At 68.3% G+C, this 21,609-nt stretch carries 22 protein-coding genes and 1 pseudogene; 8 read left to right on the top strand and 15 right to left on the bottom strand.

The window, feature by feature from the left end:
* From AC1DW3_RS24900 to AC1DW3_RS24885, 4 genes and pseudogenes are all read right to left on the bottom strand, one after another.
* A pseudogene (locus tag AC1DW3_RS24900) lies at positions 1 to 548 on the bottom strand (TIGR03013 family XrtA/PEP-CTERM system glycosyltransferase); the annotation flags it as partial.
* A gap of 712 nt (positions 549 to 1,260) precedes the next feature.
* Positions 1,261 to 2,403, bottom strand: coding sequence for a branched-chain amino acid ABC transporter substrate-binding protein (locus AC1DW3_RS24895; protein WP_477935955.1), 1,143 nt, complete (start codon positions 2,401 to 2,403; stop codon positions 1,261 to 1,263).
* 117 nt (positions 2,404 to 2,520) lie between these two features.
* Positions 2,521 to 2,943: a DNA polymerase III subunit chi gene (locus AC1DW3_RS24890; RefSeq protein ID WP_477935953.1), complete on the bottom strand. Its 423-nt coding sequence runs from the start codon at positions 2,941 to 2,943 to the stop codon at positions 2,521 to 2,523.
* Complete coding sequence (locus AC1DW3_RS24885; RefSeq protein ID WP_477935951.1) at positions 2,944 to 4,407, bottom strand: leucyl aminopeptidase; 1,464 nt, start codon at positions 4,405 to 4,407, stop codon at positions 2,944 to 2,946.
* Between the two features lie 30 nt (positions 4,408 to 4,437).
* On the opposite strand from AC1DW3_RS24885, the gene lptF reads away from it, so the two are divergent.
* From lptF to AC1DW3_RS24865, 4 genes are read left to right on the top strand one after another with little or no spacing between them, the layout of a single operon-like run.
* On the top strand, positions 4,438 to 5,538 hold the full coding sequence (gene lptF, locus AC1DW3_RS24880) for an LPS export ABC transporter permease LptF (RefSeq protein ID WP_477935949.1): 1,101 nt from the start codon (positions 4,438 to 4,440) through the stop codon (positions 5,536 to 5,538).
* Positions 5,535 to 6,662, top strand: a complete 1,128-nt coding sequence (lptG, locus tag AC1DW3_RS24875) for an LPS export ABC transporter permease LptG (protein ID WP_477935947.1) — start codon at positions 5,535 to 5,537, stop codon at positions 6,660 to 6,662. Before lptF ends, lptG begins: the two co-directional genes overlap by 4 nt.
* Positions 6,659 to 7,024, top strand: a complete 366-nt coding sequence (locus AC1DW3_RS24870) for a sirohydrochlorin chelatase (RefSeq protein ID WP_477935946.1) — start codon at positions 6,659 to 6,661, stop codon at positions 7,022 to 7,024. The genes lptG and AC1DW3_RS24870 overlap by 4 nt, the downstream gene beginning before the upstream one ends.
* Positions 7,021 to 7,965, top strand: a complete 945-nt coding sequence (locus AC1DW3_RS24865; protein WP_477935944.1) for a CysB family HTH-type transcriptional regulator — start codon at positions 7,021 to 7,023, stop codon at positions 7,963 to 7,965. The genes AC1DW3_RS24870 and AC1DW3_RS24865 overlap by 4 nt, the downstream gene beginning before the upstream one ends.
* Here the strand turns inward: AC1DW3_RS24865 and AC1DW3_RS24860 are convergent.
* Positions 7,962 to 9,683 carry a type IV pilus assembly protein FimV gene (locus tag AC1DW3_RS24860; protein WP_477935942.1) on the bottom strand — a complete coding sequence of 574 codons (1,722 nt, stop codon included), beginning with the start codon at positions 9,681 to 9,683 and terminating at the stop codon, positions 7,962 to 7,964. The two genes, AC1DW3_RS24865 and AC1DW3_RS24860, sit on opposite strands and share 4 nt — an antisense overlap.
* Positions 9,684 to 9,811: 128 nt before the next feature.
* On the opposite strand from AC1DW3_RS24860, the gene AC1DW3_RS24855 reads away from it, so the two are divergent.
* Both AC1DW3_RS24855 and AC1DW3_RS24850 read left to right on the top strand, forming a co-directional pair.
* On the top strand, positions 9,812 to 10,516 hold the full coding sequence (locus AC1DW3_RS24855) for a Crp/Fnr family transcriptional regulator (RefSeq protein ID WP_477935940.1): 705 nt from the start codon (positions 9,812 to 9,814) through the stop codon (positions 10,514 to 10,516).
* 62 nt (positions 10,517 to 10,578) lie between these two features.
* Positions 10,579 to 11,652, top strand: coding sequence for a phosphotransferase (locus tag AC1DW3_RS24850; RefSeq protein ID WP_477935938.1), 1,074 nt, complete (start codon positions 10,579 to 10,581; stop codon positions 11,650 to 11,652).
* Between the two features lie 106 nt (positions 11,653 to 11,758).
* Here the strand turns inward: AC1DW3_RS24850 and AC1DW3_RS24845 are convergent, their stop codons facing one another.
* Entirely contained in the window at positions 11,759 to 12,466 is a 708-nt protein-coding gene (locus AC1DW3_RS24845; RefSeq protein ID WP_477935936.1) for a hypothetical protein, read from the bottom strand.
* Positions 12,467 to 12,557: 91 nt separating this feature from the next.
* Between AC1DW3_RS24845 and AC1DW3_RS24840 the strand changes: the two genes are divergently transcribed.
* Positions 12,558 to 13,250 carry a glutathione binding-like protein gene (locus AC1DW3_RS24840; RefSeq protein ID WP_477935934.1) on the top strand — a complete coding sequence of 231 codons (693 nt, stop codon included), beginning with the start codon at positions 12,558 to 12,560 and terminating at the stop codon, positions 13,248 to 13,250.
* A gap of 2 nt (positions 13,251 to 13,252) precedes the next feature.
* Here the strand turns inward: AC1DW3_RS24840 and AC1DW3_RS24835 are convergent, their stop codons facing one another.
* Genes AC1DW3_RS24835 through AC1DW3_RS24805 form a run of 7 tightly spaced genes read right to left on the bottom strand, consistent with a single transcriptional unit; the run spans position 13,253 to position 18,574 of the window.
* Positions 13,253 to 14,050, bottom strand: a complete 798-nt coding sequence (locus AC1DW3_RS24835) for a hypothetical protein (protein ID WP_477935933.1) — start codon at positions 14,048 to 14,050, stop codon at positions 13,253 to 13,255.
* A gap of 44 nt (positions 14,051 to 14,094) precedes the next feature.
* Positions 14,095 to 14,817 carry a sulfur oxidation c-type cytochrome SoxA gene (soxA, locus tag AC1DW3_RS24830; RefSeq protein WP_477935931.1) on the bottom strand — a complete coding sequence of 241 codons (723 nt, stop codon included), beginning with the start codon at positions 14,815 to 14,817 and terminating at the stop codon, positions 14,095 to 14,097.
* On the bottom strand, positions 14,814 to 15,137 hold the full coding sequence (locus AC1DW3_RS24825) for a thiosulfate oxidation carrier complex protein SoxZ (RefSeq protein ID WP_477935929.1): 324 nt from the start codon (positions 15,135 to 15,137) through the stop codon (positions 14,814 to 14,816). The genes soxA and AC1DW3_RS24825 overlap by 4 nt, the downstream gene beginning before the upstream one ends.
* Before the next feature lie 2 nt (positions 15,138 to 15,139).
* Positions 15,140 to 15,529 carry a thiosulfate oxidation carrier protein SoxY gene (locus AC1DW3_RS24820; protein ID WP_477935927.1) on the bottom strand — a complete coding sequence of 130 codons (390 nt, stop codon included), beginning with the start codon at positions 15,527 to 15,529 and terminating at the stop codon, positions 15,140 to 15,142.
* A 17-nt stretch (positions 15,530 to 15,546) separates the two neighbouring features.
* On the bottom strand, positions 15,547 to 15,915 hold the full coding sequence (soxX, locus tag AC1DW3_RS24815; protein ID WP_477935925.1) for a sulfur oxidation c-type cytochrome SoxX: 369 nt from the start codon (positions 15,913 to 15,915) through the stop codon (positions 15,547 to 15,549).
* On the bottom strand, positions 15,915 to 18,083 hold the full coding sequence (locus tag AC1DW3_RS24810) for a xanthine dehydrogenase family protein molybdopterin-binding subunit (protein WP_477935923.1): 2,169 nt from the start codon (positions 18,081 to 18,083) through the stop codon (positions 15,915 to 15,917). Before AC1DW3_RS24810 ends, soxX begins: the two co-directional genes overlap by 1 nt.
* Positions 18,080 to 18,574 (bottom strand): (2Fe-2S)-binding protein, encoded by a 495-nt coding sequence (locus tag AC1DW3_RS24805; protein ID WP_119042024.1) that lies wholly within the window; start codon positions 18,572 to 18,574, stop codon positions 18,080 to 18,082. Before AC1DW3_RS24805 ends, AC1DW3_RS24810 begins: the two co-directional genes overlap by 4 nt.
* A gap of 83 nt (positions 18,575 to 18,657) precedes the next feature.
* On the opposite strand from AC1DW3_RS24805, the gene AC1DW3_RS24800 reads away from it, so the two are divergent.
* On the top strand, positions 18,658 to 19,407 hold the full coding sequence (locus AC1DW3_RS24800) for a type 1 glutamine amidotransferase domain-containing protein (RefSeq protein WP_477935921.1): 750 nt from the start codon (positions 18,658 to 18,660) through the stop codon (positions 19,405 to 19,407).
* On the opposite strand, the gene AC1DW3_RS24795 is transcribed toward AC1DW3_RS24800, so the two are convergent.
* The gene (locus tag AC1DW3_RS24795) at positions 19,408 to 20,805 is read right to left on the bottom strand and encodes an ATP-binding protein (RefSeq protein WP_477935919.1); all 1,398 of its coding nucleotides are present in this window, start codon (positions 20,803 to 20,805) and stop codon (positions 19,408 to 19,410) included.
* Entirely contained in the window at positions 20,805 to 21,485 is a 681-nt protein-coding gene (locus AC1DW3_RS24790; protein ID WP_477935917.1) for a response regulator, read from the bottom strand. Before AC1DW3_RS24790 ends, AC1DW3_RS24795 begins: the two co-directional genes overlap by 1 nt.
* Positions 21,486 to 21,609: the final 124 nt, after the last annotated feature.

Genomic DNA, 21,609 nt, shown 5'->3' with positions numbered 1-21,609 from the left:
GCGCTCGGCACCTCGGGGTGCTCTTCATTCGGACCGGCGTAGAAACCGACGATCTGGGCATGCGGGTCGGAGGCTCGCAGCGTGTTGCCCACGGTACGGGCGGCGACGCCGGTACCGAAGATCAGGATGCGGCTGCGCAGGCGCGCCTGGGTGCCCGAGTGGGCGGCATAGACGCGATGCACCATCACCGCGGCGACGGCCACCATGGCCACCAGGGTCAGCAGGTCACGATGGCTGGTGTTCGAAGGCACCAGGCTGAAGATGGCATAGGCCAGGGGCAGACCGAACAGCAGGCCGAACAGCGCACGCGCGCAGGACTCGGTGATGGAACGGTTGTGGACGTGCTGGTAGAAACCCGTCGCCGAATTGATCACGAACATGCAGCCTGCCAGCGACAGGCCATGAGAGGCGGCGAAGGGCAGCACCGTCTGTGCGGACTCGCCCTGGCTGAGGACGACGGCAATGACGGCAAAGACAATCAGGCCGAGGTCAAAGAAGACCTGTAGCAAGGTCTGCTTGTGCAGGTAATGGTTGAATATTCGAATCATTTGCATCCCCGATCACTACTGCCTGGCGTTTTCCGCATTTGCAATCCGATTAACGAAATTCGAATCAGTTTCGATATTCCATTCACCCTCGCACGGAGGCCGCCTGTCGCATCACCACCTTGCGGCAGCCCGACAGTCGCGGACCGCCTCGGAGACCGCCCGGCTGGCTTGTGGACGCCCCGACTTGCCGCAGCAACGGACGTGTCCGACCAACCCTTGATCGCGCCGGCATCATGCCTCCGCCCCCCAGGCTTGAAAGCCCCCCGTTTAGAGGGGGCCTGACCCTTGAATCCGTGTCGTGCCGCGGTCCCTCAAGCCCGCGGCTTCGGTCGCTTTGACAACGGGCGGCAGTAGACCCGAAAGCGGGCGACAGCACCATGACAGACGCCGCGCACCCTCCGCAAAACGTGCGGAAAGCACACGCGCCACATTGAAATCGGACGAAACCCGGTTTATGTGCGTCCGGCGCTTGGCCGAAAAGGTTTTCATGCGAAATGAATATTGCCGCCTTTATTTCTTGGGCAGTATTCACGATGGGCGCCGCAAGCTGTCGCAGCAGGCATCCCTTTGTCGTCCTTGATTTGCCTGTTCCGATTTCGCGACCCCGAAAGCAACGAGCCCGCCAAGGCGGGCTCGTCATGAAAAACGCCGGCCGAGGCGGGTTCATCATGAAAAACGCCCGCCGAGGCGGGCGTTCAGGAGGCTGAGCGGATCAGCGCACGACGGCGATCTGCTCGCGGGCACCACCCTTGTAGGTGAACAGCGTCAGGGCGCCATTCTTGATGTCACCCTTCTCGTCAAAGGCGATGGTGCCGGTCACACCCTTGTAGCCGGCCGTCTTGGCCAGCACGGGCAGGTACTTGGCCGGCTCGGCGGAACCGGCCTTGACCATGGCGGCAGCCATCACATTGACGGCGTCGTACACATAAGGTGCATAGATCTGCACGTCGACGTTGAACTTGGCCTTGAACTTGGCCTTGAAGTCGTCCATCGACTTCTTGGCTTCGCCTTCGACGCCACCGGCTTCGGCACAGACGACCTGGCCGTCACCCATGGTGCCGGCGGCCAGCTTGGGCAGTTCGCCCGAGCAGATGCCGTCGCCGCCCATGAACTTGGCTTCAATGCCCAGTTGCTTCATCTGGCGCAGCATCGGGCCGGCCACGGCGTCCATGCCGCCGAAGAAGACGACGTCGGGCTTCTTGCCCTTCAAGGAGGTCAGGATGGCGGTGAAGTCCGTGGCCTTGTCGTTGGTGAATTCGCGACCGACAACCTTGCCGCCCGCGCCCTTGACGCCCTTTTCGAACTCGTCGGCAACGCCCTGGCCATAGGCCGTGCGGTCATCGATGACGGCGATGGACTTGCCCTTCAGGTCCTTGGCGGCATAGCGGCCCAGCGTGCCACCCAGGTGCACGTCATCGGCCACGACGCGGAAGGTCGTCTTGTAGCCATTGCGGGTGAACTTGGGGTTGGTGGCCGACGGCGAGATCTGCGGAATGCCGGCGTCGCTGTAGACCTTGGAGGCCGGGATGGAGGTACCCGAGTTCAAGTGACCCACGACGCCGTTGACCTTGGAGTCCACCAGCTTTTGGGCGGCGGCGGTGCCCTGCTTCGGATCGCCGGCGTCGTCTTCAGCCAGCAGTTCGAACTTGGCCTTCTTGCCGCCGATCATGACGCCCTTGGCGTTCAGTTCCTCGATGGCCAGACGGGCGCCCAGTTCGTTGTCCTTGCCCAGGTGGGCGATGGCGCCGCTGGTCGGGCCGACGTGGCCGATCTTGACGACCAGGTCCTGAGACATCGCGGCACCGCTGAGCAGCGCTGCAACGGCACCCACCACCACATTCAATTTAACTTGCATGGATCAACTCCAGTTTGAAAGAGAGAGGAACAAACAGAGAACTGTTGATTTTTCAACCAATTGAACATACCCCAAATCCGGGGGGCTCTCATTCGGGAAAGCGTGGACGCAGCGTTGTCAACCTGCCGCTGAAAAGTGGTCCAGCTTGGCACCGGCCTGCTGATAGACGCGGTAGCGCGCACGCCCAGCCTGAACGCGCTCCGGCGCCTGTCCGATGACCTCCAACACGCGTTCAAATGCAAGCGCGTCCGAGGGCATGTCGTCGCACAGGTTCAGCAGCAGCCCGCGATGCGGCAGGCGCGCCGCGTCATCAACCAGGAGCACCTCGCCCGGCGCCGGCGGCGTGGCGCCGTCCCAACGCCGATGCGGGATGAACTCGGCCGCGTCGAAGCTCCACAGCAACTCGTCTAGACGAGTGGCGTGGGCGGCCGACACACAGACCCCCACCGGCTTGCCCGACGCGAGGGCGCGACGGATCAGCCGGCAGGCGTAATGCAGCGGTTCCGCCGCGTCGCTGTAGAAGCTGACCTGAACGACCACTTATTTCGCGTGGCTCAGCACGAAGTGCGTCAGCAGGCCCACGGGCCGGCCGGTCGAGCCCTTCGCAGCGCCGCCCTTCCAGGCGGTGCCGGCGATGTCGAGATGGCCCCAGCGGTATTTGCCGGCAAAGCGCTGCAGGAACTTGGCCGCCGTGATCGAGCCGCCCGCGCGGCCGGCGATGTTGGGCACGTCGGCAAAGTTGCTCTTCAGGCCTTCCGCGTACTCGTCGTCCAGCGGCATGCGCCAGCAGGGGTCCAGGGCCGCGTCGCCCGCCGCGGTCAGCGAGGCGGCGAGTTCGTCGTCGCTCGCGTACATGCCGCTGCGCACGCCACCCAGCGCGATGACGCAGGCGCCGGTCAGCGTGGCCACGTCGACGACGACGGCCGGCTTGAAGCGCTCCGCATAGGTCAGCGCATCGCAGAGGATGAGGCGGCCTTCGGCGTCGGTGTTCAGGATCTCGATGGTCTGGCCCGACATCGACGTGACGACGTCGCCCGGCTTGACGGCACGGCCGCTGGGCATGTTCTCGCAGGCAGCCACGATCATGACAAGGTTGAGCTTGGGCTTGAGTTCGGCCACCGCACGCAGCGTGCCGATGACGCTGGCCGCGCCGCCCATGTCGAACTTCATCTCGTCCATCTCGGCACCGGGCTTCAGCGAGATGCCGCCGGTGTCGAAGGTGATGCCCTTGCCCACCAGCACGACCGGCGCGACCGTCTTGGCCGCGCCTTCGTAACGGGCCACGATGAAGCGCAGCGGCTCGTCCGAGCCCTGGGCCACGGACAGGAAGCTGCCCATGCCGAGCTTTTCGACGGCCTTCTTGTCCAGCACCTCGACCTTCAGGCCATGGGCCTTGCCCAGGCCCTGCACCACCTCACCCAGATAGGTCGGCGTCGCATAGTTGGCCGGACGGTTGGCGCATTCGCGTGCCAGCTCGATGCCGGCAGCGATGGCCTCGCCGCGCGCCAGGCCCAGCTTGGCGGCCTTCACATCGGCCTTGCCCACCAACAGGGCCAGCTTGGCCAGCTTGGATGCGGCCGGCGCGCTGGGTTTGGTGTGGCGATAGACATAAACCGCATCGGTGCCGGCCACCGCGGCCTGCTCGGCCAGCGACTCGGCCAGGCCCGCATCGAAGCCCGCGAACGCCACGGCCGCGCTGACCACGCCGCGCGACTTGATCTGGGCCAGGCCCGCCGCCAGGGCGGCGCGCGCGGCGGCCAGCGTCGTCTTGCCACTGGCGACAAGCACGAGGCGGGGCGCCTTGACGCCTTCGACCTGCGTCAGCGTGAGCGCCTGACCGCCCTTCAACGCGAAGTCGCCCAGCTTGATCGCGGCCTGGGCATGCTTGGCGACGACAGCATCCAGACCCTTGGGCAGCGCCTCGCCGCCGAGCACGACGATCAGGGCGTCGGCACCTGCACCCGCGAGCCCATCCAGCTCAGCGGTTTGAATCTTGAAGTCCATAATGACCGAAAGTAGATAGAAGTGCGTTTGATGTTATTCGATTCATCCACGCGATCGGAGTTGGCCAAGAGCTTCGGCGTCACCCTTGTGGTCATCCTGACCATCATGTTGACGTCGACGCTGATCCGTACGCTGGGCCAGGCCGCCGGGGGCAATGTGGCGCCCCAGGACGTGGTGCTGCTGATGGGCTACGCCACCATCGCCCACCTCGCGACCATGCTCATCCTGTCGCTGTTCATCGCCGTCGTCCTCACGCTCAGCCGGTTCTACCGCGAGTCCGAGATGACGATCTGGTTCGCCAGCGGCGTGCCGCTGTCGCGCTTCGTGCGGCCGGTGCTGCGCATGGCCTGGCCGGTGCTGCTCGGCGTCATCGTGCTGGAGCTGCTGGTCTGGCCCTGGGGCAACCAGAACAGCGCCGAGCTGCGCGACCGCTACCAGAAGCGCGGCGACCTCTCGCGCGTCGCGCCGGGCCAGTTCCAGACCTCGCGCGACGGCAGCCGGGTCTTTTTCATCGAGCGCGACGGCGACAACGCCGCGACCGGCCGCAATGTCTTCATCCTGGCCAACCAGCATGAACGCGAGTCGGTGACGACCTCGGCCCGTGGCCATCTCGAGATGGAAGGCGATGACCGCTTCCTCGTGCTGGACCATGGCCAGCGCAACGAGAGCCAGCTCAAGACCGGCGAGAAGAGCCTGGCGCGCTTCGAGCAGTACAAGGTGATGACCGACACCCAGGTGCTGGCCAATGCCAACCAGCTGCCGCCCAAGGCCATGGCGACGCTGGACCTGCTGCGCCTGCCCACGCCGAAGAACCAGGGCGAACTGGCCTGGCGCTTCGGCATGATCCTGGGCGGCCTGAACATGGCGCTGCTCGGCGTCGGCCTGTCGGCGTCCAACCCGCGCCGCGCCAGCAACTGGAATCTGCTCTTCGCGCTGCTGGCCTTCATCATCTACTTCAATCTCATCAACCTGTCGCAGTCCTGGGTCGGCAACGGCCGCATGGCCCTGCCGCGTGCGCTGGTCGTCGTCCACGGCAGCGCCCTCTTCCTGGCCCTGACCGTCATCTGGCTGCGCGACAACGCCAACCGCTTCAGCCTGCGCCGGCGCGGCAGCAAGGAGGCGGTGGCATGAGAACCGTCCGCGCCCTGCTCTACAAGGACATCGCCGGCTCGGTGCTGCTGGTCGCGCTGGCCTTCCTGTCACTGTTTTTCTTCATCGACTTCGTCGACGAGATCGAGCGCATGACGCGCGTCGGCGCCGGCGCGGGCAAGGCCGCCCTGCTCGCCGTGATGGAGTTGCCGGGGCATTTCTACGAGCTCTTTCCCATCGCCGTGCTGATCGGCGCCATCGTCGCGCTGGCCCGGCTGGCGCAGAGCAGCGAATTCACCATCCTGCGCACCGGTGGCCTGGGCCCCGCACGGGCGCTGGCGCTGCTGGCCGGCCTGGCCGCCGCCTTCGCCGCGCTGACCTTCTTCATCGGCGACTACGTGGCCCCGCGTTTCGAGCGGGAAGGCGATGAGATGCGCGCCCGCTTCGTCCGCGACAGCAGCCCCGCCAAGCGCGGTGCCTGGCTGAAGGACCACCAGAAGATCGACGGCCAGGAGCGCAGCTATTCAGTCAAGGTCGGCCGGGTCGGCGGCGGCGGCGAACTGGAGGACGTGCGCATCTTCGAGTTCGACGCCGAAGGCCGGCTGATGTCGCGCACCGAGGCCGAGAACGTCGACGTCGACGCGCAGGGCCTGTGGCATCTGCAAAAGGTCAGGCGCACGGTCTGGAACCCCGGCACGGCCACGGCCAGTGGCAGCGTCGGCGACGTCGTCGTCAGCGAGCAGCAGCTCGACAAGCTCGACTGGCAGAGCTCCCTGCATGCCGGCGTCATCGCCGCGGCCGTGCTGCCGGCCATGTCGATGTCGACACTGGAGCTCTACCGCTACACCGAGCATCTGTCGGCGCAGGAGCAGTCGGCCCAGGCCCACAACATCCAGTTCTGGCGCAAGGCCTTCTATCCCTTCGCCTGCTTTGTCATGGTGGCCCTGGCCCTGCCCTTCGCCTATCTGCACGGGCGCTCAGGCGGCATCAGCATCAAGGTCTTCGGCGGCATCATGCTGGGCATCAGCTTCGTGCTGCTGAACAACGTGGCCGGCCATCTGGGCCTCTTGAAGAACTGGACGCCCTGGGTCGTCGCGGCGACACCGAGCCTGCTCTACCTGGGCCTGTCGATGGCGGCCTTCACGTGGCTGGTGAGATATCGATGAGCGAAGGGCTGCTGCTTTTCGCCCACGGCGCCCGCGATCCGGCTTGGGCAAGACCTTTCGAGACCATTGCCGAGCGATTGCGCGCGGCACGGCCCGGCACGCCGCTGGCGATGGCCTATCTCGAGTTCATGTCGCCGGGCATCGAAGAGGCCGCCGAACAACTGGTCAGTGCGGGTTGCACGCGCGTGCACGTGCTGCCCCTTTTCCTTGGCACCGGCGGCCATGTGCGCCGCGACATACCCCCGCTGCTGGACCGTCTGCGTGAGCGCCATGCCGTGGAATGGCTGCTGCACGCACCCCTCGGTGAACAGGAAGCCGTGCTCAACGCCATCAGCCTGGCCTGCCTGGGCGTCCTCGAATGAACCTCCACCAATTCCGCTTCGTCCAGGAAGCTGCCCGCCGCAACCTCAACCTCACCGAGACGGCCAAGGCGCTGTTCACCTCCCAGCCCGGCGTGTCCAAGGCCATCCTCGAGCTTGAGGAGGAATTGGGCGTCGACATCTTCTCGCGCCACGGCAAGCGGCTGCGCAGCATCACGGAGCCGGGCCAGCAGGTGCTGGCCTGCGTCGAGATCATCCTGCGCGAGGTCGGCAACCTGAAGCGCATCGGCGAGGAATATTCGCGCCAGGACAGCGGCACCTTCTCCATCGCGACCACCCACACCCAGGCCCGCTATGTGCTGCCCGCGCCGGTGGCCCAGCTGCGCAAGAACCTGCCGCAGCTGCGCATCAGCCTGCACCAGGGCAGCCCGGACCAGGTCGCCAAGATGCTGCTCGACGAGACCGCCGACCTCGGCCTCGCCACCGAGTCCCTGGCCCAGTACCCCGACCTCGTCACGCTGCCCTGCTACGAATGGCAGCACGTCATGGTCGTGCCGCGCGAGCATCCACTGGCCAGCGCCGAGCGTGTCAGCCTGGAGCAGCTCGCCAGCGAGCCGCTGGTGTCCTACCACCCCAGCTTCACGGGCCGCACCCGCATCGACAAGGCCTTCGCTGCGCGCCACCTGACGCCCAATGTCGTGCTCGAAGCCATCGACTCTGACGTCATCAAGACCTATGTGCGCCTGGGCATGGGCGTGGGCATCGTGGCCGAAATGGCCATGCGTGAAGAGCCGCCCACCAGCGACCTGGTGGCGCGCCCGCTGGGTGCCCTGCTCGGCAGCAACGTCACGCGCATCGCGTTCAAGCGCGGCGCCTATCTGCGCAACTACGTCTATGCCTTCGCCGAGCTGCTGTCGGACCGGCTGAGCCGCAAGCTCATCGAAAAGGCCATGAGCGGCGAAGCCGACGACTTCGATCTCTAGGACCGGGTGTCGCCGAAGCGGGAGTCGATCGGCAGCATCAGGTCGACCTCCTCGCCGCGCAGGCCGGCCTCGAAGAGATCGCGGGCCACGCTGTAGAGCGTCAGCAGGTCGCGGTAGGCCGGCAGCTCGAAGCTCGACACACCCGGGCCGCCACCGCGGGCGAGCAGGTCCTGCAACATCTGCATGGCGGTACCCGGATCGGTCCAGACCACTTGCAGATGCGCGATGACGCTGGGGCTGGTGTCCAGGCTGCGGCCGCGCGCCAGGCTTTGCGTCCATTGCGGAGCCTGCACGCGGAAACGCGGCTCGAACTGCTTGACGAGCTCGGCGAACACCTCGGGCTCGCCACGCTGCTGGCACAGCTCCATCAGCATCAGATAGGGCATGGCCCCGGCATTGCCGCGCGCCAGCCGCGTGGCCAGCAGGTCGGCGGCCGCCTCGTGCTGGCCGAGCAGTTGCAGGAAATCGACCTGCTGCTGCAGGTCCAGCAGCTCGTCCGCGACGGTCAGCTCGTTGGACAGCGTCGGGGCCGCGGCCGCCTGCAGGCGCTGGGTCATCTGCAGACGTTGGGTCGCCTGCAGATCGGGCGCGGGCGGCGCGACCGGCGCAGGCGGCGGTGGCGGTGATGCGATCGGCGCCGGCGGCCAGGCCATGGGCCGGGGCTGCGGCCGCGTGGCCTGGTGCTGGCCTTCGTCAGGCAAGGCCGCAGCACGGCCGGCGGAGGGTGGCGCCATGCCCGGCGAAACCGGCGGCGGCGCCGCCGGTGGCAGGCCGGCACCTTCCGCGGCGTGCAAGGCGCGCCAGTAGGCCAGCTCACGGCGCGCGCGCTGGTCGCGCCAGCGGCTGCCATAGAAGGCCGCCGAACCCGCCAGCAGGCCCAGCCCCAGCGTGAGCACCCAGGTCATGGGGTCGCGATAGGGCGACGCGTGCGCGCTGTGCACGACCGCCGGTGGCGGCGCCACGACCGGCGCGGAAGCCGCAGGGATGGCGGCCGCGGCCGATGCCGCGGCTTCGGCCTGCAGCCGCGCCTCCAGGTCGGCGCGCAACTGGGCCACCGTCTGTTCCAACTGGGCGATCTGGGCCTCCAGTTCGGGCGTCAGCTCCATCTCGGGCGCGCTGGCGGCGGGCTGGACCGGCCGCGGTGCTTCGGCCACCAGCACCTCGGGCCGCTCCAGCATCAGGCGCGGGCCGCTGGCGCGCGGCTTGGCGCGGGGCTTGTGCCGAATCACCGGGGCCGGCGCAGGCGCTGCCTCGGCCACTACCTGAGGGGCGGGGGCCGCGGCGGGCGGCGCCATCGGCAGCGGCGCCGGCGCGTTGCCAGCACCCGCCGCCGGATCGATGAAGGCGTTGAATTCGCGCGTCAGCCGCAGCGGGCAGCCCAGGGCCAGCGTGATGCGCAGCGCCGGCTCATCGATGCGGGCCAGGCTTTGCAGACGGATGCGCTGCTGACCGGGTTCACCCTCGACGCGCATCTGCAACAGCCCGGCCGGCACTCGCGCATCGCCGGCCGAGACCTCGGCGCGCACGCAGGAATCGGTCAGCTGTTCACCATCGGCCAGCGTCACCGGAATGCTGGCATCCAGCGGTTTGCCCAGGGCGGAGTGGATTTGCGGTCGCCCCAGACCCAGGCCCTGAGCGTCTTGCGCCAGGCCGAGCAGCAGTGCCAAAGCGGGTGTGAGGGCGCCAGCCAAGGTCAGGCGCGGGGCCGTAAGGGGCATCGACTGCAGGCGGCTAGCTATCGGTTGAATGAGGGGGTGGAGACAGCGCGGATCACTCTAGCATGGGGGGCACCCGCCAATGGCCCCAATCCCAGGGGATGCGCGGGCGGCACAATGCCTCCCAGACCATGAACGCACTCAGCCTCACTCCCGCCGAACGCCAGCAGATCGACCAGGGCCCCTGGTTCTCCAAGCTGTCCGAACCGCTGCGCAACGACATCCTGCAGCGCGCCTTCGTGCGCCGCCTGGCCGACGAGACCATGTTGTCCCACCGCGGCGAGCCTGCCGAGGAGTGGTCGGCCGTGGCCAAGGGCGCGGTGCGCGTCAGCTCGGTGTCGCTGGCCGGCAAGCAGATCTCGCTGACCTATGTCGAGCCCGGCACTTGGTTCGGCGACATCGCCCTCTTCGACGGCCTGCCCCGCACCCACGACGCCTATGCCCATGGCGAGACGACGCTGCTGTGCGTGCGCAAGTCGGACTTCCGCGCCCTGCTGCTGGCTCATTCCGAGCTCTACGACGCGCTGCTGAGGCTGAACTGCCGCCGCCTGCGGCTGATGTTCGACATGATCGAGGACCTCAACACCCGGCCCCTGGCCGCCCGCCTGGCCAAGCAGGTGCTGCTGCTGGCGCGCTCCTACGGCGTGCAGGAGGGCGACGAGACGCGCATCGGCCTGCAGCTCGCCCAGGAAGACCTGGCCCAGCTGCTCGGCGCCTCGCGCCAGCGCGTCAACCAGGAATTGAAAGCCTTCGAGCGTGAAGGCGCCGTGCGGGTTGAGCCCACGCGCCTCGTCGTGCTGAGCCGAGAGAAGCTGCTGGCTGCAGCGTCGCGATAGGGACACGCCCGCCGGCCCTTGCCTTTCAGAATGGAAAGTTCGACCCCTGCGAAACGACCTCCATGGAAGCATTCACCGGCACCCGCCCCCTCGCCCAATCGCTGGACACTGCGGCTCTTGAAGCCTGGCTGGCCGCCCATGTCGACGGCTTTGCCGGGCCGCTGACCCTCGAGCAGTTCAAGGGCGGGCAGTCCAACCCGACCTATCTGCTGAAGACGCCGGGCGCGCAGTACGTGATGCGCAGCAAGCCCGCGCCGGTGGCCAAGCTGCTGCCGTCGGCCCATGCCATCGAGCGTGAGTTCCAGGTCATGGGGGCGCTGGCCGGTACCGACGTGCCCGTGCCGGCCATGTATGCGCTGTGCGAGGACGAGGCCGTCATCGGCCGCGCCTTCTATGTGATGTCCTTCATGCCCGGCCGCGTGCTGTGGGACCAGAGCCTGCCCGGCATGAGCAATGCCGATCGCGCCGCCCACTACGACGAGATGAACCGCGTCATCGCGGCCCTGCACCAGGTCGATTTCAAGGCCGTGGGCCTGGAGGCCTACGGCAAGCCGGGCAATTACTTCGAGCGCCAGATCGGCCGCTGGAGCAAGCAATACCTGGCCTCGGTCACCGAGCCCAACCCGGCGATGGATGCACTGCTGGCCTGGTTGCCGGCCCACATCCCGGCCTCGGCACGCGACGAGAACGAGGTCGGCATCGTCCACGGCGACTACCGCATGGACAACGTCGTCTTCCATCCCACCGAGGCGCGCGTCATCGCCGTGCTGGACTGGGAGCTGTCCACGCTCGGCCATCCGCTGGCCGACTTCAGCTACCACTGCATGAGCTGGCACATCCAGACCTCGGGCGCCGCGCGCGGCCTGGGCGGCCAGGACCTGGCCGCGCTGGGCATTCCCAGCGAGCGCGAGTATGTGCAGCGCTACTGCGAGCGCACCGGCCGCGCCGACGTCGGCGCCGTCATGGCCGACTGGAACTTCTACATGGCCTACAACCTGTTCCGCATCGCGGCCATCGTGCAAGGCATCGCCAAACGCGTGGTGGACGGCACGGCGTCCAGCGATCAGGCCAGGGAAACCGCCAAGAACGCCCGCCCCCTCGCTGAGTTGGCTTGGAGCTTCGCGCAGAAGGCGTGAGCACCGTACCAGTTGCGGGCCGAGCGACGGGCCGCCCCTAGCCGGCCCGCGCAGGGCGATGTGCTTGCCGGTCGGCGTCCAGCGCGGCAAGACTGGACGAGGGGCTTCAGCTCACATCACCGGGGCGCGTTGACGGCGTCCAGGCGATCGACGTCGTCGTCGGCCAGGCCCCGCCCTCGGACAGCCGGCCGCTGACGCGTTGCGCCTCGCGCGCCGCGGTCTCGAGCAGGCGCACCAGGGCCTGCACCTTGGGCAGGTCGGCCTCGCTCATCTCGGTGCGCAGATACAGATTGCCGCGCATGCTCATCAGCACGAAGGGATGGCCTTCGGGCAGCAGGTCCTGGCTGGCCTGCACCAGCATTTCGCTGAGCTCGCCATCGATCCACGCGCTCGTCAGCTCCTTGGTCACGCCGACGATGCCGAAGCGCTGGCGCACGATCTGCGACGCCGCGTTGTTGAACTTGGGGAACATGACCAGCCAGCGCATCTCCTCCGGCGTGTCGGTGTCGACGCGGGTCTTGAGCGTGTCGGTATAGGCCTCGAAGACGGCGCGCTCCAGGTTCTCCATCAGCGCGCGGCACAGCACCATCATCTGCAGGTCGTGGTGCAGGCCCATCTCGCAGCGCATGCGCAACTCGAAGCCGGGCAGGTAGCTGCGCTGCGACACCCCCCACTCGATGCGCAGCGGGCCAGGCAGGGCCTTGGGCGCCTCGATGAGAAAGCCCAGGCCGTCGCGCGTCTGGCTGAACTCGGAATTGCGTGACTCCGCCCACTCCTCGATCGGGCGCCAGCGCGCTGCGTTGGCGCGCGTCACGAGCCAGTGCTTGACTTGCTTTACCACCATGAGTCGTGAGGAAGTCTGAGAATGGGGCCTGCTTGCTAGGCACACCGCATGGAGGCGACGAATGATCGAAGTGTATTCATGGCCCACGCCCAACGGCCACAAGGTGCACATCATGCTGGAGGAGTGTCGCCTCGCCTACCGGGTGCATCCCGTGGACATCGGCGCCGGCGAGCAGTTCGCACCGAATTTCCTCGCCATCAGCCCCAACAACAAGATCCCCGCCCTCACCGATACGGATGGCCCCGAGGGCAAGCCCATCTCGCTGTTCGAGAGTGGCGCCATCCTGCTCTACCTGGCCGGCAAAACGGCCAAGCTGCTGCCCACCGACGTGCATGGCAAATACGAGGTGCTGCAGTGGCTGATGTTCCAGATGGGGGGCGTCGGCCCCATGCTGGGCCAGGCGCATCACTTCCGCATCTACGCGCCCGAGAAGCTGCCCTATGCCATCGACCGCTACACCAACGAGGCCCGGCGGCTCTACAGCGTCATCAACAAGCGCCTGGCCCACTCCACCTATCTCGGGGGGCCTGACTACAGCATTGCCGATATCGCCGTCTTCCCCTGGCTGCGCTCCTGGAAAAACCAGGGCGTGGAAATGAGCGACTACCCGCACCTGAAGGGCTGGTTCGACGAGATCGCCAAGCGCCCCGCCGTGCAGCGCGGTGTGGAGGTACTGGCCGGCGCGCGCAAGCCGCTGACGGACGACAAGGCGCGCGAGGTGCTGTTCGGCAAGCGCCAACTCGAGCAACGCTGACGTCAGGCCGGCACCAGGCGCAGCTCGCGATGCGCCGGTGGCAGGCCATGGCTGGCGAGGATGAGGGGCTCATGCGCCGCCACGGCGCCGGGCACAAAAGCCGCCCGCCCCTCGACGTCGGCCAGGGCGACCACCGCCGGCTGGTCGGCGAAGGCCAGCACATCGGGCGCACCCAAGCCCATGGAAGCCGCGCCGAAGCCTGGATCGGCGAAGACCTGCAGTGCCGCGGCCCCGATGCTGCCCGCGCGCGGCGGCGGTAGATGCAAGGCCAGCCGTCCCTCGCCATCGCTCGCACCTTCGTGCACACGGCCTTCGGCATCGACCAGGGACACTCGGGCCCAGGCCGCCGGCTCGCCGTCGCCCTGCCAGGTCAGCAGGCCGTAGACGCTGCAGACACCCGGTGGCGGCCTGCGCGTCGGCGCACTGAGCAGGCCCACGCGCATCATGCGCATGCCTCCCAGCACCCGGTCACTGAGGATCTGGCCCACCGGCCTGGCTGGCAGCGGCCAGGGCAGGCTCAGGGGCTGGAAGCGTTGCAACTCATCGCGCACCAGCACGTCGGCGCTGAAGGCCTCCTGCGGCTGGCGCCAGCGCTCGGGCAGGTCGGGCCACACATGCAGGCCCGACGGCGTGACGACTGAACGACCGAGCAGCCGGCCGCCGCCGCGCTGCACCAGGCTGCAGCGCAGGCCCGTCGTGATGAGGTCTCCGCTGGCCAGGTCGACGAAGACCAGCGCTTCGCCCACCGGCAGCCGCAGGCGCTCCAGTGTCGGTTCGCGCCTTGTTGTCGTGACTGCCATGGCCCGATCCTAGGAAGGAGGGGGTGTAACAGTCACCCTGTTTGTTAGGGGCGCACTCCGGGAGGCTGGATTGCCATGCCGGCCGAACGCCGCGCCAGATACACCTCCAGCGCCAGCAGTTCAGCGCTGTCCCAGTCCCACACGGTCGCGCGCACGCCGCTCAGGCAACCGCGCAGGCGGCGCTGCAGGCTGCCCAGGGATTGCCATTCCAGGCGGAAGACCGGGTAGTCGTCAACATGGGCCTGGGGGATGAGGCTGCCGCCCAGGCGCAGTCCCGCGCGCTCGTCGTGGCACTGGGCGCAGGACAGGTTGAGGGCGCCGATGCGCGTCGTGTAAAGGCGCTGGCCCCGGCTGGCCGCCTGGTCCAGTTCAGGGCCGCGCGGGGGGCTGAGCGGCAGGCCGCGCGACCGCTGGGCGACCAGGGCACTCAGCGCAAGCAGCGGCTCGGCTTCGGGCGCCCAGGCAGGCTGCTGCTGATGGCGAACGCGGCAGCGCTGGATGCGACCGGTCAGGTCGACGAGGCCCTGATCCCAGGCCGGGTAGCGCGTCGCCGCGCCGCGCAGCTTCTCTGGCTCGCCATGGCAGCTCGCGCAGGACCTGGCGCCGGCACCCCACTGCTCACGGCCCAGGGCCAGCGCAAGTTGGGCGGGATGCTGGGCGTCGTCGGCCTGCAGCGTGCGCAGTGCCGGGCTCATCGTGTCGCGGCCGGAGCGGCGCTCGTCGGCGCCGGCGGCCAGCGCGATGAAGAGCAGCAGCCAGGCTCTCATGCCACGGTCAGCGGGCGAATCTCACGGTGCTCGAAGCCGTTGTCGCCGCGCCAGACGAAGCTCAGCTCGCCGGACCTGTCCGAGCGCATCCAGAAGGCCAGATAGGGATTGGCCGAGATGGCCGCGTAGAGATCGGCCGCGAAGACCAGTTCGCCATCCAGACGGCACTCGAAGCGCCGCACCAGATCGCGCAGCAGCCGTGCACCGTCGTCGCCGGTGCGGTAGCCCGTCTCCATCGCATGGGCCACGGTCGCCCTCACTTCAAAGGCTTCGCCGGCCTTGACGGCGGCGGGCAGGGTGATGACGGCGCGGCTGGCCATCCTCAGGGCTCCACGCAGGCGGCCAGCGTCACGATGACGTCCACACCCGTCTGCCAGCAACGCCCGTCGGCCGCCTTGGCCACGGCGACGATGCGCTGACTGCGCGCCAGGCGCATGCGCGTGCTGAACTCGGGCCGGGCCATGGCCGCGCCCAAGGCCGCATGCACGACCTCGGGCTCGGGATTCAACGGCGTGAACAGGGCCAGCCCCACCACAGCCTCGTCAGCCACGATGCGCACCGGCACCGCATTGCCGTTTTCCACCAGTTCGGCAATCTCGATCTTCAAGACGCCGGCCTCGGGCGTGCGCCCGGCCCAGGTGCGGATGGCCGCGCGCATGGCCTCGTCGCTGGCCTGCGCCTCGGGCAGCAACGCCAAGGCTGCAGCCGTCATGGCGAACTCGCGCCGCTTCATGGCCTGCCCAGCGTGCCCAGGTAGGACACGATGTCGTCCAGCTGCTGCTCGGTCAGGGCCGCTCTGCCCTGCCAGGCCGGCGCGACGTCACGCAGGCCCTCGGTCGAGCGAAACGGCGGCATGACGGTGGCCGGGTTGAAGCGGCGCATGTCGGCAATGCGCTCGCGCAGGCCCTTGGCATCCAGCCGCGTCGCCACAGCCTCCAGCGGCGGCGCGAGATTGCCCTGGTTGGCGTCGCCCGCACTGTGCAGTGCATGGCAGAGCAGGCACAGGCTCTGGGTGCGATCGGCCACCAGGGCGCGGCCGCGCTCCACGTCGGCGGCCTGCGCATGGGCCGCCCACAGCAGAGCGAGCAGCCAGCGCATCACACCAGCTTGTGCTTGGCCAGCGGCAGGTCGCGGATGCGCTTGCCCGTCGCCGCGAAGACCGCGTTCAACACCGCCGGTGCGGCGACCGCGATGGTCGGCTCGCCGACGCCGCCCCAGAAGCCACCCGACGGCATGACGATGGTCTCGACGGCCGGCATGTGCTCCATCTTGACGACCGGGTAGGTGTCGAAGTTCTGCTGCTCGACGCGGCCGTCCTTGACCGTGATCTCACCGAACAGTGCCGCCGACAGGCCATAGACAAAGCTGCCCTCGACCTGGGCCGCGATCTGCTGCGGGTTGACGGCATGGCCGGGATCGGTGGCGGCGACGATGCGGTGGATCTTCAATTCGCCCTTCTTGTTGACCGACACCTCGGCGCAGGCCGCCACATAGCTGCCAAAGCCCATGATCTGGGCCAGGCCCAGATGCCTTCCCTTCGCCCGCGGCTTGCCCCAGCCGGCCTTGGCCGCCACCGCGTTCAGCACGGCGAGATGCTTGGGCGAATTGGCCAGCAGTTCGCGACGCAGCTCCAGCGGGTCGCGCTTGGCGGCATGGGCCACCTCGTCGATGAAGCACTCCATGTAGACCGCGTTCTGATTCAGGTTCACGCCGCGCCAGAAGCCCGGCGGCACCGTCGGGTTGCGCATCGCATGGTCGACGAGCAGGTTGGGCACCGCGTAGCCGAGCGCGCCTTCCGCACCACCAGCGTTCAAGCCCTGGAAGACGACAGGATCCTTACCGTCCTTGATGTTCTGCGGAAAGATGCCCGCGATGATGCTCTGGCCCGAGATGCGCATGTGCAGGGCCGTCAGCTTGCCAGCCGCGTCCAGGCCCGCCGTCAGCTTGCATTGGGTCACCGGGTGGTAGCGGCCATGCAGCATGTCCTCCTCGCGGCTCCAGATCAGCTTGACCGGCGTGCCCGGCAGTTCCTTGGCGATGGCCACGGCCTGGCGCACCCAGTCATGCACGGCGCCGCGCCGGCCGAAGCCGCCGCCCAGATGCAGCTTGTAGACCTCGCACTGCGCCGGCGTCAGGCCCGAAGCCTCGCTCGCCGCGGCCAATGCGGCTTCACCGTTCTGCGTCGGCGTCCAGACCTCGCAGCGCTCAGGCGTCCCGGGCTTTGCAGGCGTGATGAGCGCGGTGGCGTTCATCACCTCCATGGTTGCGTGGTTCTGGTGCGGGTAGCTGTAGACGGCTTCGACCCTTTTCGCGGCACCGGCCAGCGCCGCCTTCACATCGCCCTGGCTGCTGCCGACTGCGGCCTCGGGCGCGTCCAGTGCTGCCTTCAGCGTGGCCGCCGTGTCGGCGCTGTTCTGGCTGATATTGGCGCCCTCGTCCCAGACGATGGGCAAGGCCTCCAGAGCCGTCTTGGCCCGCCACCAGGTGTCGGCCACGACGGCCACTGCCGAGTCGCCGACCTTGACGACCTTCTTCACGCCGGGCCGGCCCTCGATGGCCGCGGCGTCGAAACTCTTCAGCTTGCCGCCAAAAACGGGGCAGTCTTTGATGGCCGCGTTCAGCATGCCGGGCAGCTGCAGGTCCATGCCGTAGACCAGCGAGCCGTCCAGCTTGGGCTTGGTGTCCAGCCGCTTCATCGGCCGGCCGGCCAGCTTCCAGTCCTTGGCGGGTTTGAGCTGGATGTCGGCCGGTGCGGCCAGCTTGGCGGCCTCGGCAGCGAGCTGGCCATAGCTGAGCTTCTTGCCGGCGTGGGTCACCCAGCCCGAGTTGGTGGCGCATTCGACGACCGACACCTGCCACTGGTTGGCCGCCGCCTGGATCAGCAGGGCCCGCGCCAACGCGCCGCCCTTGCGCACATACTCATGCGATTCGCGCACGCCGCGGCTGCCGCCGGTGCTCATGCTGCCCCAGGCGCGGTTGCGCGCGAGGTTCTGGCCGGGCGTCGGGTACTCGGTCTTGACCTTGCTCCAGTCACACTCCAGCTCCTCGGCCACGAGCTGGGCCAGGCCAGTCAGCGTGCCCTGCCCCATCTCGGACCGCGCGATGCGGATGACGGTGGTTTCGTCGGGCAAGACCTGCACCCAGGCGTTCAGCTCGGGCGTCCCTGCCGATTGGGCGAGACCGGGCACATGGAAGCCCACCATCAAGCCGCCGGCCGCGGCCGAGGTGGTGTGCAGGAAGGACCTGCGTGAGAGAACCGCGCTCATGCCTGGCCTCCCTCGATGACGATGGGGATCTGCTTGCGCTGCACCTGGCCGGCGGCCAGGTGGATGGCGGCCCGCACGCGGTTGTAGGTGCCGCAGCGGCAGATATTGGTCATGGCCGCATCGATATCGGCATCGGTCGGCTTGGGCTTGGCTTTGAGCAACGCCGCGGCGGCCATCAACATGCCGCTCTGGCAGAAGCCGCACTGCGGCACGTCCAGCGCGTCCCAGGCCTTCTGCAGCGGGTGCGAGGCGTTGGGTGCCAGGCCTTCGATGGTGGTGATCTTCTGCGCCGTTGTCAGCGCCGAAGCCGGCATCACGCAGCTGCGCACCGGCGCGCCGTCGATGTGGACCGTGCAGGCGCCGCATTGCGCGACACCGCAACCGTACTTGGTGCCCGTGAGACTGAGCTGCTCACGCAGCACCCAGAGCAGCGGCGTGTCGGCTTCCGCCTCGAACTGCATCCGCTTGCCGTTGACCGTCAATTCCGCCATGCCGCTTGCTCCCATCCGCCACCGCTGGCGGGCGCGGGGCAGCCTAGCAGCATAGTCACCCTTCTGTCTTTAGGATGCTCAACATGGCTCGCATCCTCATCCCCCTGCCCGCCCAGGACTACGACCCGTCCGAGGCCGCCATCCCCTGGCGGCTGCTCAGCGCAAGCGGCCACGACATCCGCTTCGCGACGCCCGACGGCCGCCCCGCCCAGGCGGATCCGCGCATGCTGGACGGCAACGGTCTGGGCGTCTGGAAAGGCGCGCTGCGGGCCGATGCCAACGCCCGCGATGCCCATGCGGCGATGGTGCAGAGCGAGGCCTTCCGGCAACCGGTCCGCTATGACGACATCGACGCCAGCAGCGTCGACGCCCTGCTGCTGCCCGGTGGCCATGCGCCGGGCATGAAGGTCTATCTGGAGTCACTCCGGCTGCAGGCCCTGGTGGCGGCTCAGTTCGCGGCCGACAAGCCGGTGGCCGCCATCTGCCACGGCGTGCTGCTGGTGGCCCGATCCAGGCGTGCCGACGGCAAGTCCGTGCTGCATGGTCGGCGCACCACCGGCCTGACGAAACAGCAGGAGATGACCGCCTGGCTGATGACGGCGGCCTGGCTGGGCAGCTACTACCGCACCTATGCCACGCCGCTGCAGACCGAAGTGCAGTCCCTGCTGGCCAGGCCGCAGGACTTCGACACCGGTCCGCCGCCGCTGCTGCGCGACGACCCGGCGCATCTCGGCCGCGGCTTCACCGTCCGCGACGGCAACTACCTCAGCGCTCGCTGGCCGGGCGACGCCCACGCCTTCGCGCTGGCCTTGGCCCAACTGCTGCAAGCCTGATCAGACCGCCAGCGCAAAGCGCAACTCGACACGCAGGCCCTGGCCGTCGGCGCCGCGCGACAGGCGCAGCGCAACGCCGTGGCGGTCGGCCACCGCCTTGACGATGGCCAGGCCCAGGCCGCTGCCAGGTTGGGCCTGATCGGGTACGCGGAAGAAGCGGTCGAAGACGCGCCCATGCAGGTCCTCGGGGATGCCGGGGCCGGTGTCCTCGACCCACAGCAGCAGCTCCGCGCCCTGCTCGATCAGGCCGAGCTCCACGCTGGAACCCGCGGGCGAATACTTGATCGCGTTCTCGACCAGGTTGTCGATCAGCGACGTCAGGCCCTCGCGCTCGCCGTCGACCATGCCTTCGGTGTGAGCACGCAGCTCCAGCTCGATACGGCCCTGGCGCGCCAGGCCGCTCAAGGCCGCCAGCCTCTCCTGCACCAGTTCGGCCAGGCTCAGGCGCACCCGCTCGCTCAGCGGCCGTGCGGCGTCGCTGCGCATCAGGCCCAGCAGCTGCGCCACCAGGCGGCTGGTGCGCACACTGCTGCGCACCAGGCCGTCCAGCAGTTCCTGGTCGCGCGGGTTGTCACGGTGGCTGCGCAGGGCCTCGACGTTGATGCGCATGGCCGCCAGCGGCGTGCGCATCTCATGCGCCGCGTCGGCGATGAAGCTGCGCTCACGCTCCACGCTGGCCGCCACGCGCGCCAGCAGCTGGTTCACCGCCTTGGACAGCGGGCGCAGCTCGCTGTAGCTGCTGCCGAACTGCAGCGGCGCGAGGTCATCCGGGCCCCGCGACGAGATCTCCTCGGAGAAACGCCGCCACGGCCGCAGCGCCAGGCGCACCGACAGCCAGGCCGGCAACACCAGGAAAGGCAGGCTGATCAGCAGCGGCAGGATCAGGATGCCGCGCGAGCCCAGCGCAAAGATGATCTTCATCGTGTGACCCGAGCGGATCAGCGTGACGCGGGCGTCGGACACGTCGGAGGCCTGGCTGTAGGTGCGCCAGGGCGTGCCGTCGACTTCCAGCTTCTCCAGCTGGCGGTTTTTCAGCGTGCGCAGCACGCCGGGCTCGCCTGGCGACGCGTAGACCAGCCTGTCGCCCTTCCACACCACCATGGTCTGGCGCAGGGCGGGGTCGTCTTCCTCGTGGCTCTCGCGGCGCTGGAAGACGTCGATGCGCTTCAGCGCGGCGGCCAGCTTGTCGGGCTGGTCGGCCAGCGCATCGACGACGGCCAGGATCATGTCCGCCCGCGGGCTGGCCAGCCGGGGCTCGAGGATCTCGTCGTAGCGCGCGGTGTCGTGGATCAGATAGGCGCAGGCACTGCCCCACAGCAGCAGCACCAGGGCCATCTGGGCCAGCACCAGGCGCCCCACCAGCGACGAGAACAGCAGCCTGCGCAGACGGGCCCACATCAGCCCGGCTCCCCGGCGCTGTCGATGCGGTCGATGACATAGCCGACGCCGCGCACCGTGCGGATATAGCCCGGCCCGATCTTGCGGCGCAGATTGGAGATGTGCACGTCCAGCACATTGCTCTCGTTGTTGGCGCCGCCGGGCAGCACCTGCTCCTCGAGCATGCGGCGCGTCAGCACGCGGTCGGCACGCTTCATCAAGAGGTTCAGCAGGTCGAACTCGCTGCGCGACAGCTCAGCAAGCTTGCCGTCGACGGTGACCCGCATCGTCGCCGTGTGCAGCGCCAGCTTGCGCACCTCCAGCGTCTCGCCCGCCATGCCGTAGCTGCGACGCGCGAGCGCCCGCACGCGCGACACCAGCTCGGCCAGCGCGAAGGGCTTGACGAGATAGTCGTCCGCGCCGCGGTCCAGGCCCGCGAGCCGGTCGGCCAGCGCATCACGCGCGGTCAGGATGAGCACGGGCGTCGTCTCGCCCTCGCGGCGCAGGCGGGCCAGCAACGTCAGGCCGTCGCCGTCGGGCAGGCCCAGGTCCAGCAGCACGAGGTCGAAGGGCCGGCTGTCCAGCGCCTGCAGCGCATCGCCCAGGCGGCGCACCCAGAGCAGCGCCAGGCCCTGGTCTTCAAGCGCGATGCGCACGCCATTGCCCAGTTCGAGATCGTCTTCAACCAACAGGATGTTCATGCCAAGGATTGGAGCGGCCGTAGATGAAGAAAGCCTGAAGCGGCGTGCGAATGGTGCCCGTTCATGAAGCCTTCAGAAAGGCTTTGGCTTCGGTTCATCTGCGATTTCGACACTGCATTGGCGC

Source organism: Roseateles sp. P2_H4 (genome assembly GCF_056403315.1).
Note: the sequence above shows the minus strand (reverse complement) of the source record. Positions and strands in the feature narration are given on the sequence as shown.

Excerpts from the sequence above, each read along its gene's own strand:
- lptF (WP_477935949.1), top strand. The coding sequence starts at position 4,438 with ATGTTATTCGATTCATCCACGCGATCGGAGTTGGCCAAGAGCTTCGGC.
- AC1DW3_RS24825 (WP_477935929.1), bottom strand. The coding sequence starts at position 15,137 with ATGGCCAGCCGCGCCGTCATCACCCTGCCCGCCGCCGTCAAGGCCGGC.
- AC1DW3_RS24800 (WP_477935921.1), top strand. The coding sequence starts at position 18,658 with ATGGCTCGCATCCTCATCCCCCTGCCCGCCCAGGACTACGACCCGTCC.
- AC1DW3_RS24805 (WP_119042024.1), bottom strand. The coding sequence starts at position 18,574 with ATGGCGGAATTGACGGTCAACGGCAAGCGGATGCAGTTCGAGGCGGAA.
- AC1DW3_RS24835 (WP_477935933.1), bottom strand. The coding sequence starts at position 14,050 with ATGGCAGTCACGACAACAAGGCGCGAACCGACACTGGAGCGCCTGCGG.
- AC1DW3_RS24870 (WP_477935946.1), top strand. The coding sequence starts at position 6,659 with ATGAGCGAAGGGCTGCTGCTTTTCGCCCACGGCGCCCGCGATCCGGCT.
- AC1DW3_RS24810 (WP_477935923.1), bottom strand. The coding sequence starts at position 18,083 with ATGAGCGCGGTTCTCTCACGCAGGTCCTTCCTGCACACCACCTCGGCC.
- AC1DW3_RS24885 (WP_477935951.1), bottom strand. The coding sequence starts at position 4,407 with ATGGACTTCAAGATTCAAACCGCTGAGCTGGATGGGCTCGCGGGTGCA.
- AC1DW3_RS24895 (WP_477935955.1), bottom strand. The coding sequence starts at position 2,403 with ATGCAAGTTAAATTGAATGTGGTGGTGGGTGCCGTTGCAGCGCTGCTC.
- AC1DW3_RS24795 (WP_477935919.1), bottom strand. The coding sequence starts at position 20,805 with ATGTGGGCCCGTCTGCGCAGGCTGCTGTTCTCGTCGCTGGTGGGGCGC.
- AC1DW3_RS24840 (WP_477935934.1), top strand. The coding sequence starts at position 12,558 with ATGATCGAAGTGTATTCATGGCCCACGCCCAACGGCCACAAGGTGCAC.
- AC1DW3_RS24850 (WP_477935938.1), top strand. The coding sequence starts at position 10,579 with ATGGAAGCATTCACCGGCACCCGCCCCCTCGCCCAATCGCTGGACACT.
- AC1DW3_RS24790 (WP_477935917.1), bottom strand. The coding sequence starts at position 21,485 with ATGAACATCCTGTTGGTTGAAGACGATCTCGAACTGGGCAATGGCGTG.
- soxX (WP_477935925.1), bottom strand. The coding sequence starts at position 15,915 with ATGCGCTGGCTGCTCGCTCTGCTGTGGGCGGCCCATGCGCAGGCCGCC.
- lptG (WP_477935947.1), top strand. The coding sequence starts at position 5,535 with ATGAGAACCGTCCGCGCCCTGCTCTACAAGGACATCGCCGGCTCGGTG.
- AC1DW3_RS24865 (WP_477935944.1), top strand. The coding sequence starts at position 7,021 with ATGAACCTCCACCAATTCCGCTTCGTCCAGGAAGCTGCCCGCCGCAAC.
- soxA (WP_477935931.1), bottom strand. The coding sequence starts at position 14,817 with ATGAGAGCCTGGCTGCTGCTCTTCATCGCGCTGGCCGCCGGCGCCGAC.
- AC1DW3_RS24855 (WP_477935940.1), top strand. The coding sequence starts at position 9,812 with ATGAACGCACTCAGCCTCACTCCCGCCGAACGCCAGCAGATCGACCAG.
- AC1DW3_RS24860 (WP_477935942.1), bottom strand. The coding sequence starts at position 9,683 with ATGCCCCTTACGGCCCCGCGCCTGACCTTGGCTGGCGCCCTCACACCC.
- AC1DW3_RS24820 (WP_477935927.1), bottom strand. The coding sequence starts at position 15,529 with ATGACGGCTGCAGCCTTGGCGTTGCTGCCCGAGGCGCAGGCCAGCGAC.